This window comes from Nitrincola schmidtii, assembly GCF_008973715.1.
GTDB lineage: Bacteria > Pseudomonadota > Gammaproteobacteria > Pseudomonadales > Balneatricaceae > Nitrincola > Nitrincola schmidtii.
The window spans coordinates 77,583-95,471 of record NZ_WBOL01000003.1; the positions used below are offsets into that span (position 1 = coordinate 77,583).

A 17,889-nucleotide genomic window follows, 5' to 3' on the forward strand; every position below is an offset into this window, starting at 1 on the left:
GCTTTTTGGGAATTAAAAAATAAAATCTTATGCGATTATAGCATTTTTAAGGGTGGCTTATACAACCTAATTAGATAAGTTTTGAGGTGGATCTGATCCTCATGCGCTAACGTAATGCTTTAAAAATAGGAGTTTAACATGTCAAGCACACTCGTACTCGGCGGTGGTTCAATCGGATCAGCAGTGGCTCAGGTAAAATCTGAAGGGGGAGCCGCAGTCACATTGGTAACCAGAACAAAACAGGCATTACCCTCATCTATTGAACAGCGGATTATTTCATCTTGGCAGTGGGATGATGTTATCGCCACGCTTCAGTCGTTAACCCTACCTGATGAAGTGATTGTGACCAACGGGTTACTCTGGTCTGAAACGCAAATGCCAGAAAAACGCACAGAAGCACTGACCCAAGAAGCCTTACTTGCTTCGTTTTCAGCCAATGTTTTAGTGACTGCAGCGTGTCTTCAGCATCTTAGCGGACGTTTAAAGCGTGACTCAGCCTTTAAATTTTTGGCGGTGTCGGCAAAAGTCGGCAGTATTTCTGATAATCGTCTGGGTGGGTGGCATGCTTATCGTGCCTCAAAAGCAGCGTTGAATATGTTGGTGAAAACAACGGCCATTGAATGGCAGAGACGCTTCCCAATGGCTGCATTAGCCACCTATCATCCAGGTACAACCGATAGTGGTTTATCAAAGCCTTTTCAGCAACGTGTTCCTGATAGTCAACTTAAAACCCCAGAGCAGGCTGCTCGGTGTTTGGTTGATGTGCTGGAAACAAATGTCACCCCTGAAGACAGTGGTTACTTGTGGAATTGGGATGGAAATAAATTGCCTTTTTAATTTACACCATTGAATGCATCTCCTAAAGTCTTTGATGGAGCAAAAATAAAACTAACAAGGAGGATTAATGATTCCATCAGTGATGCATGCCATGTGTTTAATGGGTCATGGAGGTGTTGAGCAACTGGTTTATAAATCTGACGTGCCAGTACCCACACCTAACGTTGACGAAGTTCTTGTTCAGGTAACCGCGACCGCCAAAAACAATACCGATCGTAAGGCTCGAGAAGGACTCTATCCGGTCGGTAGTTCTGATGAAGTAACCTCCTTTCAAATGGGAGGATCGCCTACATTAACCTTCCCTCGAATCCAAGGAGCCGATATTGTCGGTCGAATTATAGCGGTGGGTCATCAAGTCTCTTCTAGCCGCATCGGTGAGAGAGGCCTGTTAGATTTTAATCTCTACCCTGATCACCGTCCTGACCTTAATTTGATGCCAGATTATTATGGTCATGGTGCTGATGGTGGCTATGCAGAATATGTCGCCGTTAAAGCAGAGCAGTTCTATCACATTCCGAATGATGAGCTTTCTGATGCGGAATTGGCTTCAATGGGCATGTGTTCTTATCAAACTGCCTACCATATGTTGACTGCTGCTAAAGTGGTTTCTGGTGAACGTGTGTTGGTTTCAGGTGCCAGTGGTGGTGTTGGTACCGCTTTGATTCAACTCTGCCGTATTATCGGCGCAATCCCTTATGCTGTCAGCCAACTCAGTAAGGGCGAAATGCTCATGAAGCTTGGTGCAGAAGAGGTGATTGACCGTGGCGACTTGAATACCTTTGTGGAACGTACCCTAGCAAAAACAAAAGGTAAGCCCATCGATGCGGTGATGGATCTGGTGGGTGGTGAGATGACCGATCGCTTTATCGATACCATGATACAGGATATGCACCAAAGAAAGACCTATCCTCGGTTAAGTATCGCTGGGGCAAGTGGTGGCAATATAAGCCAAATGATGTGGACTAAAATCTATCTTTATCAAGTGCAAATCTTTGGTGTGTCACATGGTACCCAAGAGGAAGCAGCGCAACTGATGAAATGGATCAGAGGTGGCCAGCTGAAACCTGTATTGCATAGTGCATTTAAACTGTCTGAACTGCACCAAGCAGAAGCGTTTTTTGTTAGCCGTAACCAACAGTTTTTAGGAAAAATTGTCATCGTACCCGACTCTCAGTGGGATATTCATGGCAAGCCCTATGCCAACCCATCTCAATAAGGAGATTCAGGGATGAAAAAGCACCATCTTAAGGTTTTAGATACTCACGCCGGCGGAGATGTTAGCAGGATTGTTTACGACGGCGTGGGAGACATACCCGGTGACAGTGTTCGCGCTAAAATGGAGTACCTTCAGCACAATGCCGATGGTTTAAGGCGTTTACTCTTAACGGAACCCTATGGCATACCTGAAATGTCCGTGGATCTTTTAGTACCCGCCTCTCATCCAGACGCCGTAGCGGGTTATATCATTATGGAGGTCATGGGTTATCCGATCTATTCAGGGTCTAATACCTTATGTACTGCCACGGCGGTTTTGGAGTTGGGTATTGTCGAGAAAAGGGAGGGGATGCAGCGCTTTAAATTGGAATCACCCGCAGGTCTGGTGGAGATCCAAGCTGAAGTTAAAAGTGGTGTGGTAGAGTCAGTTTCCTGTGCTGGATTACCCAGTTATATAGAGCAGTATCGCCAAGAAGTGAGTGTACCTTCCATAGGTAATGTGACCTATAGCATTGCTTATAGTGGAGGATTTTATGCCCTAGTGGATGCTAATGAGCTAGGTTTTTCGCTGCAATTAAGTGAAGAGCGTCAGTTACCAGAATGTGCCCACAAAATCATTGAAGCGATTCGCAATAAAGGGGATCTGAAACATTATACATTGGGTGATGTTGGATCGATTCCGTTTTTACACTTTATGGGCCCAGTTGAACAAAAAGGTCCAGGAGCTTATCGCTCAAGATCCACAACCTATGTCCATCCTGGCGTTATTTGTCGAAGTACTACCGGCACTGGAACTTCAGCACGATTAGCACTGATGCAGTTGGAAGGAAGTATACAGCCAGGTGAAACTCTGGAAACCTGTTCACTGCGTGAAACCCGTTTTATAGGTAGTTTTTTGGGGTGTCGTTATGATCAAGGAAAGACCGTCATTGATAACAAAATTCGCGGAAGATCTTATGTTCTGAGCAAAATGGACCTCTGTGTAAATCAATCGGATCCAATGGTCAGTTACCTTCCTAAGGATCATTGGCCAGGTTGGCCTATCTAACAAACCATAAAAATATTACCTAACACCTCTCGTTTTAAGTAAGTTTTTTTGCTATTTTCAAAGCGTTGATAAGAATAACTAACTGTTTTTAAAACATTGAGGTGTCAGCAATGATGTTTGCTGAAATAGAAGAAGCGACTGCGTTTCTAGAACAGTATCCCGATATTGATCTGTTCGAATTATTTATAGTCGATGCCAATGGTATCCCACGCGGAAAGCTGTTGCATCGTGACGAGTTAATGACCGTTTTTCAAACTGGCCGACCCTTGCCTAGTACCATAATGGGACTGTCGATTTTGGGTGAAGATGTCGAAAACTCCGGATTAGTCTGGGATGTCGGTGATGTCGATTGCATGGCTTTTCCATTGTCGGGTAGCTTGGTTCATCTGCCTTGGCGTCAGATTCCAACAGCAGCTGTTCAAGTCAGCATGCACCCAGAAAAAGGCTTACCTGCTGCAGTGGCCGATCCAAGGCACCTGCTGATCCGAATGATTGATAAACTCAATGCGCAGGGTTATTACCCAGTCATGGCATGCGAGTTAGAGTTTTATCTACTTGACCCCAAAACACCCAAGCGAGGGTTACCGCAGCTTGCAGCAGAACCGGGTGGTCGTATTCCCGATGATACTCAAGTTTATGGCTTACGCGAGCTGGAGCAGCTAGAGCCATTTTTAGCTGACCTTTATGCAGCCTGTAAGCTTCAGGGTATTCCCGCTAGAACTGCGATATCTGAATATGCTCCTGGTCAGGTCGAAATTACCTTGCAGCATGGTGATGCACTGGTTGCAATGGATCAAGCCGTCCGTTACAAACGCCTAGTAAAAGGTGTTGCTCATAAACATGGTATGCAAGCCTGCTTCATGGCGAAGCCTTTCACTCATCTTTCAGGCTCTGGCATGCATATGCACATCAGTCTGAATGACGCACAAGGGCATAATCTCTATGCCAGTGAAGATCCTTCAGGAACGGATTTATTGCGTTGGTCCATTGGAGGATTGCTATCCTCTTTGAATGATTCGTTGTTATTTTTCTGTCCTAACGCCAACTCTTACCGTCGCTTTCAGTCTGAAAGTTATGCACCCTTAGCGCCGACTTGGGGGGTGGATAATCGAACGGTATCGATGCGTATTCCCGGAGGCCCAGCGGTTTCTCGACATATTGAACATCGCATCTGTGGAGCAGACGCGAATCCTTATTTAGCTGCTGCGTTAATTCTGGCAGGGGTTTTACGCGGCGTTGAAAATCAACAAGATCCGGGTCCACCGGTGACGGGTAACGGTTATGCGCAGGTGAATGAAACCTTACCCAGTGATTGGCTAACAACCTTGGATGCCTCTGCAAACTCAGCCTGGTTAGCCAGCACCCTTGATGCTGAGTTTTTAACAGTCTATTTGGCGGTTAAACGGGCTGAATATCGGCAGTTTATGGCTGAAGTCAGTGAGCAAGATTGGCGCTGGTATCGTTATTCAACCTGAGTTGATAGGGCTTTAAGGATTTAATATGAATGCAACAAAAATAGCGGGTGCTCCACATCAAGAACGCCTGCCTTCTTACTATCATTCCACTTTGAATGACTTTACAACCTACCCATCACTCGAAGGCGATATTGAAACCGATGTCGCCATCATTGGCGCTGGTTTTACCGGCATAGCGACTGCCGTCGAACTGGTAGAGCGTGGCTATCGAGTTGCAGTGGTTGAATCCAATCGAGTCGGTTGGGGTGCATCTGGACGAAATGGCGGGCAAGTGACCGGTAGTTTATCGGGTGATGCCGCAATGCGACAGCAGATGCGAGCCACGCTCGGTGATGAAGTCGATGATTTTATCTGGTTTTTACGCTGGCGTGGACATGACATCATACGACAACGTATCGAAAAATACGGTATCGACTGTGATCTTCGCTTTGGTCATTTACACACAGCGATGAAACCGATTCACCTGCAAGAACTTGAGGAGAGTTTTTCCGAAGCTCAAGCCAGAGGGATGTCTGAAGAAGTTAGTTTGCTGAATGCTGACCAAGTAAAGTCGATTTTAGCGACTGACTTATACTGCGGTGCAATACGCAATAACCGCAATATGCATTTGCATCCACTCAATCTTTGTATGGGTGAAGCAAAAGCAGCCAGTTCTTTAGGTGCTCAGATTTTTGAGCATACCTATGTGCAAGATATTGAAGCCGGTGCGCGTCCTGTGGTGGTCACTGACAAAGGGCGCATTCTTGCTCAGCATGTGTTGCTGGCCGGCGATGTTTACCACCGTTTAGCACAAAAGCAACTGGGAGGTATGATTTTTCCAGCAATGGGCGGCATCGTCACAACTGAGCCTTTAGGCGATTTAGCCCGGCAGTTAAATCCGGAGTGTTTAGCGGTGTATGATTGTCGTTTTGTGTTGGATTACTATCGCATGACGGCAGATGGTCGCTTGTTATTTGGCGGTGGGTGTAATTATTCTGGACGTGACTCGCGTGATATTGCCGCTGAACTCAGGCCTGCCATCGAAACAACCTTTCCACAGCTAAAAGGGATAAAGATCGATCATCAGTGGAGCTGTGCGATGGGCATTGTGGTCAATCGTATCCCTCAACTGGGACAGTTATCACCGAATGTTTGGTACTGTCAGGGTTATTCCGGTCATGGCGTCGCCAGCAGTCATATCATGGGAGAGATCATGGCCGATGCGATAGGTGGTCAACTGGAAAAATTTGACGTATTTGAGCGATGCTCTCATGTGCGCGTACCCATGGGCGATTGGTTAGGTAACCCGATGTTGGCCGCCGGGATGTGGTACTACCGTTTTAAGGAAGCGATGCGGTGAGTGATCAACGAATGAAGGTACTGGTCATTGGCTACGTCTGGCCAGAGCCTAATTCGTCCGCTGCTGGTAGCCGAATGATGCAGCTGCTGCAGTGTTTCTTAGAGCAGGGCTGGCAGGTCGATTTTGCTAGTCCTGCGCAACAAACGGAGCATCAGGTCGATTTGCAAACCCTAAGCATCACTAGTCATGCTATTCGCTTAAACTGCAGCTCTTTTGATCAGTTTATTCAGGAAATAGCACCTAATATGGTGCTGTTTGATCGTTTTATGATGGAAGAGCAGTTTGCATGGCGAGTGGAAAAGTACCTTCCAGATGCATTGCGTGTTCTCAATACCGAAGATCTTCATAGTTTACGAGATGCTCGACACAAACTGATCAAGCAGTCTAATGGTTTACAAGCAGATGTTTTTAAGCCGGAAGACTTACACACTGAATTAGCGGTCAGAGAAGTGGCCGCTATTTTTCGATCAGACTTAACCTTGATGATCTCATCAGTTGAAACCGAGTTATTGATCAATCATTTTCAGGTTCCTAGCTCACAACTCTATACCTTGCCATTTATGTTAGAGCCTAGCTGTCCTGAGCAGAGAAATGATCGTCTCACGTTTGCTCAGCGTAAAGATTTTATAACCATTGGTAACTTTCGGCATGCGCCAAACTGGGATGCAGTCCTATACCTAAAGCAGATACTTTGGCCGGCCATTCGTCAACAGTTACCCCAGGCTCGGTTGCATATCTACGGGGCTTATCCACCCCCTAAAGCCACTCAGTTACACAATCCCCAGCAAGGATTTTTGGTGCAAGGTTGGGCAGAAGATGCAAAACAAGTGGTTGGGCAAGCCCGGCTGCTGCTAGCGCCACTGCGTTTTGGAGCCGGCTTAAAAGGAAAGTTAGTAGAAGCGATGCAAGTGGGAACTCCTAGTATTACCAGCCCGATTGGTGCTGAGGGGATTGTTGCGGATGACCTATGGAGCGGAGCGGTATGCTCCACTGATGACAGCTTTATCGAGCAGGCGGTTTACTTGTATCAACATGAGTCGGAGTGGTATGAAGCCCAGCAACTGGGCGATCAGGTACTAGACAGGCGCTTTAATCAGACTTGTTTGAAAACCCCATTTGTTGAGCATTTGATTAATCTATATAACCAACGTTATGAGTTAAGAAGGCAGCATTTCATTAGTCAGATGTTACGTCATCATAGCCTCAAAAGTACTCAATACATGGCTCAATGGATTGAAGCTAAAAATAAACTCAGTTAGAAGTAAAATCCATAACAGGGTGTATAATCAGATTATTGTTTAAATTAATAAATATGAAAGTCCAGACTTTAATTTTATAGGACTGCTTATGCTACTGACGCGCGTATCAGAGATAGCCACTCAACAGGTTATTACCCTTGAAGAAAGTAATGTTATTCAGGATGCTGTTAACCTGATGGCAGACCATCATATACAGGATGTTATTATTAAAGGTGGGGAGGCGCTAAGAATCATTACCTCTGATATCGTTATTATGTTGCGCCTAGCGGAAGTTGATTTTCAGTCGCGATTATCCAGCGTAAGTCTTCCAGTCGTTCCCTGTGTTCACCCTGATCAAAAAGTATCTGATGCCTTAGTCGCGCTTCAAGGTTCTAGTACTGAACACCTTTGTTTAGTGAATGATCTGCAGCAATTAGTGGGTATTCTTAGTTATACCGACCTGATTCATTACTTAGATCCTAGAAGCTTAGCAGAAACACGTCGTATAAAAGAGTTCTTACGGCTTGCCGATTTCACTCTCTTATCACCTGAGACAGATTTAAAAACAGCCATGCTAAAAATGCATGTTGCCAGTCACTCAGCCGCATTGATTCAATTGCCCAATGATGAAATAGGGATTTTAACTCTAAGCGATATTACGCGTGCGTTAAAAAATCAAACAGATTGGCAAGAATCTGTTTCGTTGTTTATGACGAGTCCCGCATTTACGGTGCAAGACAGCTTAACACTTCAAGATGCACTCACTATTAGTCGAGAACAAAATTTTAAGCGTCTCGTTATTTGTAATGCCTCAGGTAAGGTGGTTGGATTACTCCATCAGAAAGACCTCGTTGCATTGGTTTCTGAGCGTATTCAAGGATTACTTCGTCGCCAAGAGGAGCAAACCTTGGAGTTAAGTCAGTTCGCAGAAAACGTACCCGGTATGCTTTATCAGTATCGATTATTTCCTGATGGTCGAAGCTGTTTTCAATATGCAACCAACGGTATTTATGATGTTTACGGATTTAAACCCGATGATGTTGTAGAAGATGCTTCACCGGTACTTCAATACTTGCATCCCGATGATCTGGAAAGAATTAGCCAAAGTATTCAATACTCAGCTGAAACTATGAGTATTTGGGAAGTGCAGTATCGTTATATTCATCCTGATAAAGGTATTCGCTGGTTAGAAGGGCGTGCAACTCCAAAAAAACTATCAGATGACTCAGTTGTTTGGCATGGTCATATCTATGATATTACCCAATCCAAAGAAGATCAGTTGTCTCATGAGGCGATACGTTCTAGATTTGAACTGACAATGGAAGCCACCAATACAGGTCTTTGGACTTGGGATCTACAAACCAATCTTGTCGAGTGGTCCGCGATTGCTTATCAGCAACTGGGGTATCAGAGTAATGCTTTTCCAATCACCTTAGACAAGTTTAGGCAATTGGTCCATCCTGATGATATCGACCAGATGATGCAGGATGTTCAAGTCAGCATACAGAAACACTTTAGTTTTGATGTGATTTTTAGGTTGCTTCATGCTCAGGGTCATTGGATATGGATTCAAGGACGTGGTCGAGTAACGCAAAAGGATGAGTTAGGTAATCCTATCTATATGATGGGCACACACACGGATATCTCCGCATTGACCACTGCCCAAAAGTCGATTGCAGAAAGTGAGAAACGTTTTAGTCAGTTAGCCGTTCACAGTGGTACAGTGACCTGGGAAGTCGATAAGGCAGGTTTGTATACCTATGTGAGTCCTGTTTGTATCGATGTTTGGGGATATCAACCGGAAGAGTTAATAGGCAAAGTTTGTTTTTATCACCTTCATCCTGAAGAGGGCCGTGAACAATTTAAAGACGACTCTTTGCAGTTGATTAATTCAGGTGAATTGTTAACACAAGTACTGAACCCTATTGAGCATAAGTCTGGTAAGACTATATGGGTCCTTACCGATGGATATCCCATTAAAAACGACAATGGAGAAGTCATAGGTTATCAAGGCAATGATCGTGATATTACCGCACAAAAAATGGCCGAAGATAGAGCCAAAAAACTAGAAGAAAAAACCAGCCGTCATCGTATTGCTCTGGATCAAATTGCCTTAACTATTGCCGCTCAAGATAAAGAAGAAGCCATACTGAAGACCGCTTGTGAGAGTATTGGAAAGGCTCTACTTGCGGATAGAGCGCTCATCTATGATATTGACTTTGATGCTCAACAAATTACAGGTCTTAATGAATGGTTAAATACTGAGGCTTGCCCCAATATTTCACCTTCGATAGGCACTTATCCGCTTGCGCTATTTTCTGCTGGCGTAGGAAATATGCGTATCACCAAGGATTGGCTGATGAGTCATCAAGATCACATTAATCCTCTTTTCAATGAAGATGGTTCGGCTAATTTGCTGCATCAACAGATGTCGATAAAAAGCCTATGTTGGTATCCCTTTAACTTCACTGATATAGGCTATCAGCTCATCGTGTTTAACTGGGTTAGAGAATCTCAGTATCCTTCAACAGATGATAAGTCCTTCCTCGCATCTGTCGCTCAGCTAATAGAGTTAGCTGTATTGAAAATAAAAATACTTGAAGATCAACGTGAAACTGAACAACGTCTCAAACTGTTTATGGAGCAGTCAACCATTGGTGTTTTCGTAACTGATCTTGAAGGATATTACATTCAGGTTAACTCATCTGGAGCGCATTTGCTCGGGTACACAGAGTATGAGCTGCTTGGAAAACACTTTAATGAATTAGTACCCGAAAGCTTAAAGCGTGAGCATGAGTTATTGAAAGATGCGCTTTTCTTGCAAGGCTCCGTTCAGACTGAAATTGGATTAAAACGAAAAGATGGGCGAGTCGTCCCTGTTGCCTTCAGTGGAGTACATCTGCAAGGTAAGGGTTTAATGGCTTTCTGCACCGACATATCTGCTAGAGTTGCATCCGAAAAGGCGTTGAAAGAAGCTAAATTAGCAGCTGATGAAGCCAATCGTGCTAAGTCAGAATTTCTCGCAAACATGAGTCATGAAATACGTACACCGATGAGCGGTATTATAGGCTTGAGTCAGTTTAGCGATGAAGAAGATGAAGTGAATGTTCTTCAAGATCGAATGAAAAAGATCAACCAGTCTGGTCGTCTTTTATTAGGCATTATCAATGACATTTTAGACTTCTCAAAGATTGAAGCGGGTAAACTAGAAATCCTACCCCAGCCTTTCTTTATTTCAGTTTTACTGGACAATATATATAGCCTATTTGCTGAGATGGTACAGTCTAAGCAATTAGAGTTTAAGTTAATAATTGATGAGAAGGTTGAAAAAGCCTATTTAGGTGATGAGTTGCGATTGCGACAAGTGCTTACCAATTTAATTGGTAACGCGATTAAGTTCACCAGCAAGGGTAAAATAGAAGTACAGGTAACATTAAGCAATGAAAAGCCTGTTTCAGGTCTACGTTTTGTAATTAAAGATACTGGAATAGGTATTTCCAAGGAGCAACAAGGAAAGCTCTTTGAAGCGTTTTCGCAAGCGGACAGCAAAACCACTCGGGAATATGGTGGTACTGGTTTAGGGCTGGTGATTAGCCAGCGCTTAGTGGTTGCCATGGGTGGCGAAGCGATCGAAGTGAATAGTGAACCGAGTAAAGGTTCATGTTTTACATTCACGCTACCTATGACAGCTTGTTCTGAAGAACAAACCCAATCGCTGTTAAACCTTTCTCAGCAGAAAGATTTAAATGATCTTAACTTAAGTGGATATGTCTTGGTGGTTGAAGATAACCTAATCAACCAAGAAGTGGCTCGTAGCCTTTTAGAGCGCTTGGGGTTAAGCGTACAGATTGCTGAAAATGGGCAAGTTGCTCTAGAAGCTATAAATAAGCAAGTTTACGATTTAATCCTGATGGATATTCAAATGCCAGTCATGGACGGTTATGAAGCTACCAAGCGAATTAGAGCGCTGGGTATTTCCGTTCCTATCATTGCGTTGACTGCTGCAGCAATGGTTGAGGATCAGCAAAAAGCCTATGAAGCGGGAATGGATGACCATTTATCTAAACCGATAGATCCTGAGAAACTACACTCTGCTTTAGAGCATTGGTTATCTAGTGACTCCATACAGGGTGACAAACAGAAGGTCGAGCCTGTTACATCCCTTGATGAAGGTGAGATTCAGTTATTTAATATTGACTATGGTTTGTTGCTGTTAGGGGGGAATTTTGCTCTCTATTATAACTTGTTATCTAAGTTTCTTGATCAGGTGAAATCCGATACGGTTAATTTGATTGTTGAGCTTAGAAATCTCTCTAACCAGAGTGGTTCTGAGGCATTTGTTAATGCTCAAACAATAGCACATAGCTTAAAAGGGGTTGCAGGTAACTTAGCCTTACAAGCTCTGGCAGAAAAAGCATCAGTGATTGATAAAATGATGAAGGATCATCAGATTCCTGAAATATCTTTCGTTGATAATTTTGAAAAAATCTTGCAATTAACCTGTGATGAGGTGAAGCAATGGCTGAGTCAGCAGCAGGCGCAGCCATTACAAACTGCACTCGTCGATGATGCTGAACTACTCCAGATTGCAAAAGAAATAATGCTGTTACTACAGAAAAGCGAATATATTGATGAGGATAGTCTTTCTCATCTTCAGCAGTTGTTAGCAGTAAACTTTCAATCTGAATGGGCTGAAATTGATCAAGCATTCCTTGATTTTGATTATGACCTTGCAGCATCCTTATTGGAAAAAGTGATTGTCTCAATTGAACGAGGAATGAGTTGATGTTTAAACAAACCATTCGTTCTTTGAGTAATCGATTATTAATAACGTCTTTAGCCTCCATTTTGGTTGTAGGCTTAGTTTTAACGATCGCTATCGAACTTGTTGTTTTAGATAACAATCGACAATCCTTGATTGAGCAACAAAGAAGCTTTACTGACCTTGTTGCCAATCGGATAGATCAAGGTTTACAAGATCGAATTGGTTACCTGTACTCGCTTTCCAATCAGTTACATGATGGCGATGATTTATTGTCGATTGAGCAGATCAAAAGCCTACTGGATAAACGCTTAACCATTCATGACTTTTTTAACAACGGGTTAGTTGTTGTTGATAGACATGGGATTGTCATTCAAGACTCCCCAGAACTTGCTGGACGAAAGGGTCTAGATGTAAATAGTCGTGATTATTTTCAAGAGGTTAAACGTACTCAGCTACCCATGATTACCGAGCCCATCATGGGACGTGCTGCATTAGAGCCGATTTTTATCATTATTCATCCTATCAAAAATGATCAACAGCAGGTGATTGGGTATATTTTTGGCACGATACGATTGAAAGATGACAATTTGTTGATCAATATTTCCAAAGAAACCATTGGTGATCAGGGCAAGCTGTTGGTTCTGGATCTAAATAAAGATCTTGTCGTTGCCAGTTCGCAGACAGACTTAGCAATGCAGGCTATTAGTACGCTGCAACAACAGCATTTGTTAGATTTGCTAGAAAATCAAACATTTCAAGGTCAAGTGACGGTTGCTGAACAAGAGCAGGTTTTGTTTACTGCAACACCTATGCAGACAACACCTTGGATAGTGGTTCATAGCTTTCCTGCAGAGATGATTTTAGCACCTGCTAAGGAATTATTTCTTCAGATCAGCATTATTATGATTTCACTATTATTGATTTCAGGTCTTATTACATTATGGGTGATCAGGCGCTTAGTTCGCCCTCTAAAAACATCAGCTGAACAAATTTCTGTCATGTTAGCTGATCCTTCACAAGTTCGCCCTTTGACTATTCAGCGTCATGACGAGGTAGGAATTTTAGTATCCGCATTTAATCAGTTACTTGAACAACAGGAGATTCAGGCCAATCAACTAAGGTTCGAGAAGATTAAAGCAGATTCAGCCAATAAAGCGAAAACAGAATTCTTAGCAAATATGAGTCATGAAATAAGAACGCCATTAAATGCCATTATTGGTTTAAGTGAGCTTCAACTTTCCGTTGATTTACCTGAAGAGTATGTCCAGCATAGTTCACAAATTTTGTTGTCTGGCAAGTTGTTGCTTGGAGTTGTGAATGACTTATTAGATTTCTCGAAAATTGAATCGGGCAAGATGAATACAGTATCTGAACCCTTCAGAATGGAGACTGTAATAGAGCAATTATCGGTTTTGTTTTCACTTCAAGCGAAGCAAAAAGGGCTTTATCTGAAGATGAGTTTGGACAGTCAGTTACCTAGTGCTTTTATCGGTGATCAGTTGCGCTTAACCCAAGTGCTGACAAATTTGTTGTCCAATGCGATTAAGTTTACAAGTGAGGGTGTCGTTGAGTTATCCATTGAAGAGTCCAGTCAGCAGCTTCCATATCACCGTATTAAGTTCAGCGTGAAGGATACCGGTGTTGGCATTAGTGAAGAGCAGCAAACTGAACTGTTCCAAGCTTTTAACCAGGTCGATAACTCCATTACTCGACAACATGGCGGTACTGGTTTGGGGCTTGTGATCAGTCAACGTTTGGTTCAGTTGATGGGTGGAGTCGGTATCACTCTGGTAAGTAAACAAAAGGAGGGTAGCTGTTTTTCATTTGAACTGAAACTTAAAGAGTCTACCGAGCTATCTAACGATGAGAGTCATTCTAATCACAAACGCTATAATCAAAACTACAAGAGTGATACGAATACTATACAGCGAGTACCCAACGAGAGTTTCACTAAACAGCAGGTGTTAGTGGTTGAGGATCATCCGATTAATCAGCAGATGGTACAAGCTCAACTGGAATATATGGGTTTACGCGTTTCACTAGCTAATAACGGTGCAGAAGGGGTTGAAAAAGTTCGAGAGGGACAATTTGATTTGGTACTTATGGATATCCAGATGCCAGTAATGGATGGTTATGAAGCAACGCGCGCGATACGTCAGTTCAATCAAGACATTCCGATTATAGCGCTGACTGCAGCCGCATTAGTTGAAGATCGTCAGAAAGCACTCGATGTAGGTATGAACGACCACTTAGGCAAACCCTTCAGTAGCCAGCAGTTATTTGACCTATTAAAAGGTTGGTTAAATACACAAGTAGTTGATGAACACCTAGGTGACTCACAACCTGTTGAGACTGAATATGAACCTGACACCACTTTACCGTCAACCCGTAATGATCGTCTAGCGACAGTGCTGATTGTGGATGATGTGTCAGCGAATATTAAGATATTAGCTAATTTACTGAAGGATGAGTACACCATTCAAGTAGCCAATAAAGGCCAAAAAGCACTCGAAATTGCACGTAGTAAAACCCCGCCTGATTTGATTCTGCTGGATATTATGATGCCTGAGATGGATGGTTTTGAGGTGTGCAGAGCGTTAAAAAACAACGTCAGTACTAGTCGAATTCCGGTGATTTTTATCAGCGCTCTAGATGAAGTCAACGATGAAAGGCAAGGATTGGATGTCGGAGCTGTTGATTACATTACCAAGCCTTTCCATCCTGATATCGTCAAAGCACGTGTACGTAATCACATGAATCTAAAAATCAAAACTGATCTTTTAGAAACTATGTCGCATATTGATGGATTAACCCAGGTAGCTAATCGTCGTAGTTTCGATACTCAGCTCACTAAAGAGATACTGCGTTCTCAACGAACCGGTAAACCTCTGGGTATTATCATGCTAGATATTGATTTCTTTAAGCCCTATAACGATAACTATGGACACGGCAAGGGTGATGAGTGCCTTGTTAAAGTCGCAGCAGAATTGCAGAAAGTGGTTTCACGATCAGGCGATCTTTTTGCACGTTATGGTGGGGAAGAGTTTGTAGCTTTGTTGCCAGAAACCGACACTAACGGGGTCAAGATAATCGCTGAGCATATGCGTAAAGCGGTCGATGATCTTAAAATACCTCATGAGTTTTCATCAGTGGCGGAGCATATTACGATTAGCTTAGGGGTTTCGGTAAAACTTCCGGCAGAAGACGACTTCCCTAACATTCTGAAAGCCGCTGACAAATCACTTTATCGTGCAAAACATCAAGGCCGTAATCGTGTTGTTTGTGAACAAAATGAGGAGTAGGCAATGGCTCAAATCTGCTTAAACGTTATCGTATCGGGTCGCGTTCAAGGTGTTTGGTTTCGTAAATTCACACAAGAAAAAGCCCAGGCTTATGGTGTATCAGGATGGGTTCGAAATTTAAGTGATGGAAGAGTTCAAGCGCTGTTATGTGGAGAAGAGAAGAACGTACGTCAAGTCGAAGCTTGGATGAGTCAGGGGCCCGAACTATCGACCGTTGCAGAACTCGTTTCACAATCTACACCCTGGCAAGATTACGCTGAATTTCTGATAGAAGCAGATGCTCAGTCAGCCAGTGACTAGAAAGTATGTTAAGCGACGCGTTAAAGGCTAGTGACCTAGGTTTTGTTCCAGCATAAATTGTTCAATAGGGCATGGTTTAGCAAAAAGGTACCCTTGGAAGTGCTTGCAGCCTAACTCTTCCAGTGATCTATGCTGTTGTTCGGTTTCAACTCCTTCAGCGATAACATTCAAGTTTAGGCTTCGTCCTAGCTCAATCACCGTTTTAACTACGTTGAAAGCACGAATATCCTTGTGCATATCGCTAACAAAGGATTGATCAACTTTAAGTGTATCCAGTGGAAAGCGTGTGATCATGCTAAGGGATGAATAGCCCGTTCCAAAGTCATCAAGCGAAAAACGTATACCTAACTCTTTGATTTTATTTATTTTAACAATAGTTTCTTCAACGTTATCTATTAACATGCTTTCTGTGAGTTCAAACTCTAAGCGATCAGCAGGGGCACCTGTCTCTTTCAACAGTAAAATCACCTGGTCAATAAAATCTTTGTCATGTATTTGCACCGCACTGATATTGACTGCGAGAACCAAATGAGCGGTTTTTGGATTTGCTGACCAGGCGACCAGTTGCTCACAGGCTTGTTTAAGTATGCGCTGACCTATTGGCAAAATAAGTCCAGAGGCCTCTGCTACCGGAATAAATTCTGCAGGAGAGACCAATGGTTTACCTAAGGGTTGCCAGCGAACAAGTGCCTCTGCTCCCGTTACTTGACTATCTGTGTATTGAGCTTGATAGAAGAGCAATAACTCATCACTTTTAAGTGCTTGACGTAAACCAAATTCGATTTGAGTGCGATGTTCAGCTTGCTGTTGCATCTCCTTGTCAAAAAACCTGACTTGCTGGCGTCCTGCTTTTTTGGCATCAAACACTGCCAACTCTGCATGTTGGATCAACTCATTGGCATCGTGATTTTTTTCTGAAAAAAGAACCACACCAATACTTAAACTGGTTAACACTTCTTGCTGGTTTAAATGAAAGGGTTCTTCAAGGGCGAATCTAAGTTGATCTATAATCTTTTCAACCTCGGTTAATAGGTCATGAGTATTTAACGAAAGATCTTCTAAGATCAGCATAAACTCGTCACCGCCGAATCGAGACAAATTGACATTGCTATCTAAATATTCATATAAACGTTTGGAAAACTCTGTCAGAAGTAGATCGCCCATTTGGTGGCCCAAGGTATCATTAAGGCTTCGAAAGTTATCGATATCGATCAGTATCAAAGCACCATTAGCCGGTTCTTTCTTTAAGTTGACTAGCAGCGTTTGCAGTCGATCCATGAACAAGCGACGGTTAGGTAGCTGAGTTAAATAATCATAAAAACTCAGTTGATGAACTTCTTGCTTTTGACTGGTAAGAATATCCGATAACTTTTCATCATTTCGTTGCAGTTCGTCACGGGTTGAGTGAACTTCACGTTTCATTCGCTTGAGAAAAATTAACGAGAGAGCAAGGAGCAGTGTGACAAGGCCTGAAGCTAGCCAAAAAGCGGTAGGTATAACGAAAACGGTTGTTTGTGTCTGCCAGCCTTGCAAAATCTGCTGGTAGGGTGAATCCGTTTTATCCATCCATTGTGAAATCCAGAAATCGACTCGTTCTAGATGCTCGGTAGAACCTAGGGGTGATGCAAAGTAAAGCTGAGCAGGCTGAAAAATGATGGCAGTAGGTTCCAGATTGTATTGATTAGCATGAAACCCCCCAAACAAATTATTAGTCGCCAATGCATCGGCTTGGCCAGCATCAATCAGCTCTAAGCCTTGTTGAAATCCCTTAATAATCTGCCAATCGATGGTGAGTTCAAATTCCTTTGCTAACTGGGTTAAAAAACTCTGTTGTACTGAGCCATCTAAAACCGCAACTCGTTTTTGATTGAGATCTAGCACTGAACTAATGGAAGTATTTTTGTGAGCAAAGACTTGTGACCAACTGTGCAGCGCGGGTTGCTGATGAAAACTCATCGATTCTTCACGCGCCGATGTTTTAGCGACGTCAGGCATCAAATCAATTTTTCCATCTTTGAGCAGGGTTAGGCATTCATCCCATTCGCACAGTACAAGCTGTAAATTCCAGTTTTCACGATCAGCTATCTCTTTAATAAGATCACCAAAAAAACCAGAAACCTCACCCTCAGCATTGATAAGTATTTTAGGAGGATTATGGTAGACACCTATACTTACAACTTGATGATTCGCTAAGCTATGCACCGACATAAGCAGGAGTGCGCAAGTCAGCAAACCGTTAAGTGACCTTGAAAGTAGTGGCATTTAAAAATCAAGTCCTTATATTACCTTGTAACTACTAGGTACTAGTATAGTATTTATATCGCGATTAATCAGCACTACAATTCAAATGAACTTTCTAATTTAATCCAT

General features: G+C 42.9%; 10 protein-coding genes. 9 read left to right on the top strand and 1 reads right to left on the bottom strand.

The window, feature by feature from the left end; all coding sequences use genetic code 11:
• Positions 1 to 138: 138 nt before the first annotated feature.
• The 9 genes from F7R24_RS03695 to F7R24_RS03735 all read left to right on the top strand — a co-directional run bounded on the left by F7R24_RS03695 (position 139) and on the right by F7R24_RS03735 (position 15,519).
• Positions 139 to 837 carry an SDR family NAD(P)-dependent oxidoreductase gene (locus F7R24_RS03695; RefSeq protein WP_151669905.1) on the top strand — a complete coding sequence of 233 codons (699 nt, stop codon included), beginning with the start codon at positions 139 to 141 and terminating at the stop codon, positions 835 to 837.
• A 67-nt stretch (positions 838 to 904) separates the two neighbouring features.
• Entirely contained in the window at positions 905 to 2,053 is a 1,149-nt protein-coding gene (locus tag F7R24_RS03700; RefSeq protein ID WP_151669906.1) for a zinc-binding dehydrogenase, read from the top strand.
• A gap of 12 nt (positions 2,054 to 2,065) precedes the next feature.
• Positions 2,066 to 3,100, top strand: coding sequence for a proline racemase family protein (locus F7R24_RS03705; RefSeq protein ID WP_151669907.1), 1,035 nt, complete (start codon positions 2,066 to 2,068; stop codon positions 3,098 to 3,100).
• A 110-nt stretch (positions 3,101 to 3,210) separates the two neighbouring features.
• Complete coding sequence (locus F7R24_RS03710) at positions 3,211 to 4,575, top strand: glutamine synthetase family protein (protein WP_151669908.1); 1,365 nt, start codon at positions 3,211 to 3,213, stop codon at positions 4,573 to 4,575.
• A gap of 25 nt (positions 4,576 to 4,600) precedes the next feature.
• Entirely contained in the window at positions 4,601 to 5,914 is a 1,314-nt protein-coding gene (locus F7R24_RS03715; RefSeq protein ID WP_151669909.1) for an NAD(P)/FAD-dependent oxidoreductase, read from the top strand.
• On the top strand, positions 5,911 to 7,173 hold the full coding sequence (locus F7R24_RS03720) for a glycosyltransferase (RefSeq protein ID WP_338087082.1): 1,263 nt from the start codon (positions 5,911 to 5,913) through the stop codon (positions 7,171 to 7,173). Before F7R24_RS03715 ends, F7R24_RS03720 begins: the two co-directional genes overlap by 4 nt.
• An 88-nt stretch (positions 7,174 to 7,261) precedes the next feature.
• Positions 7,262 to 11,938 carry a PAS domain-containing protein gene (locus F7R24_RS03725; protein WP_151669910.1) on the top strand — a complete coding sequence of 1,559 codons (4,677 nt, stop codon included), beginning with the start codon at positions 7,262 to 7,264 and terminating at the stop codon, positions 11,936 to 11,938.
• Positions 11,938 to 15,219: a response regulator gene (locus tag F7R24_RS03730; protein WP_151669911.1), complete on the top strand. Its 3,282-nt coding sequence runs from the start codon at positions 11,938 to 11,940 to the stop codon at positions 15,217 to 15,219. Before F7R24_RS03725 ends, F7R24_RS03730 begins: the two co-directional genes overlap by 1 nt.
• A gap of 3 nt (positions 15,220 to 15,222) precedes the next feature.
• Positions 15,223 to 15,519: an acylphosphatase gene (locus F7R24_RS03735; protein WP_151669912.1), complete on the top strand. Its 297-nt coding sequence runs from the start codon at positions 15,223 to 15,225 to the stop codon at positions 15,517 to 15,519.
• A gap of 27 nt (positions 15,520 to 15,546) precedes the next feature.
• On the opposite strand, the gene F7R24_RS03740 is transcribed toward F7R24_RS03735, so the two are convergent.
• On the bottom strand, positions 15,547 to 17,781 hold the full coding sequence (locus tag F7R24_RS03740) for an EAL domain-containing protein (RefSeq protein WP_151669913.1): 2,235 nt from the start codon (positions 17,779 to 17,781) through the stop codon (positions 15,547 to 15,549).
• Between the last annotated feature and the right edge of the window lie 108 nt (positions 17,782 to 17,889).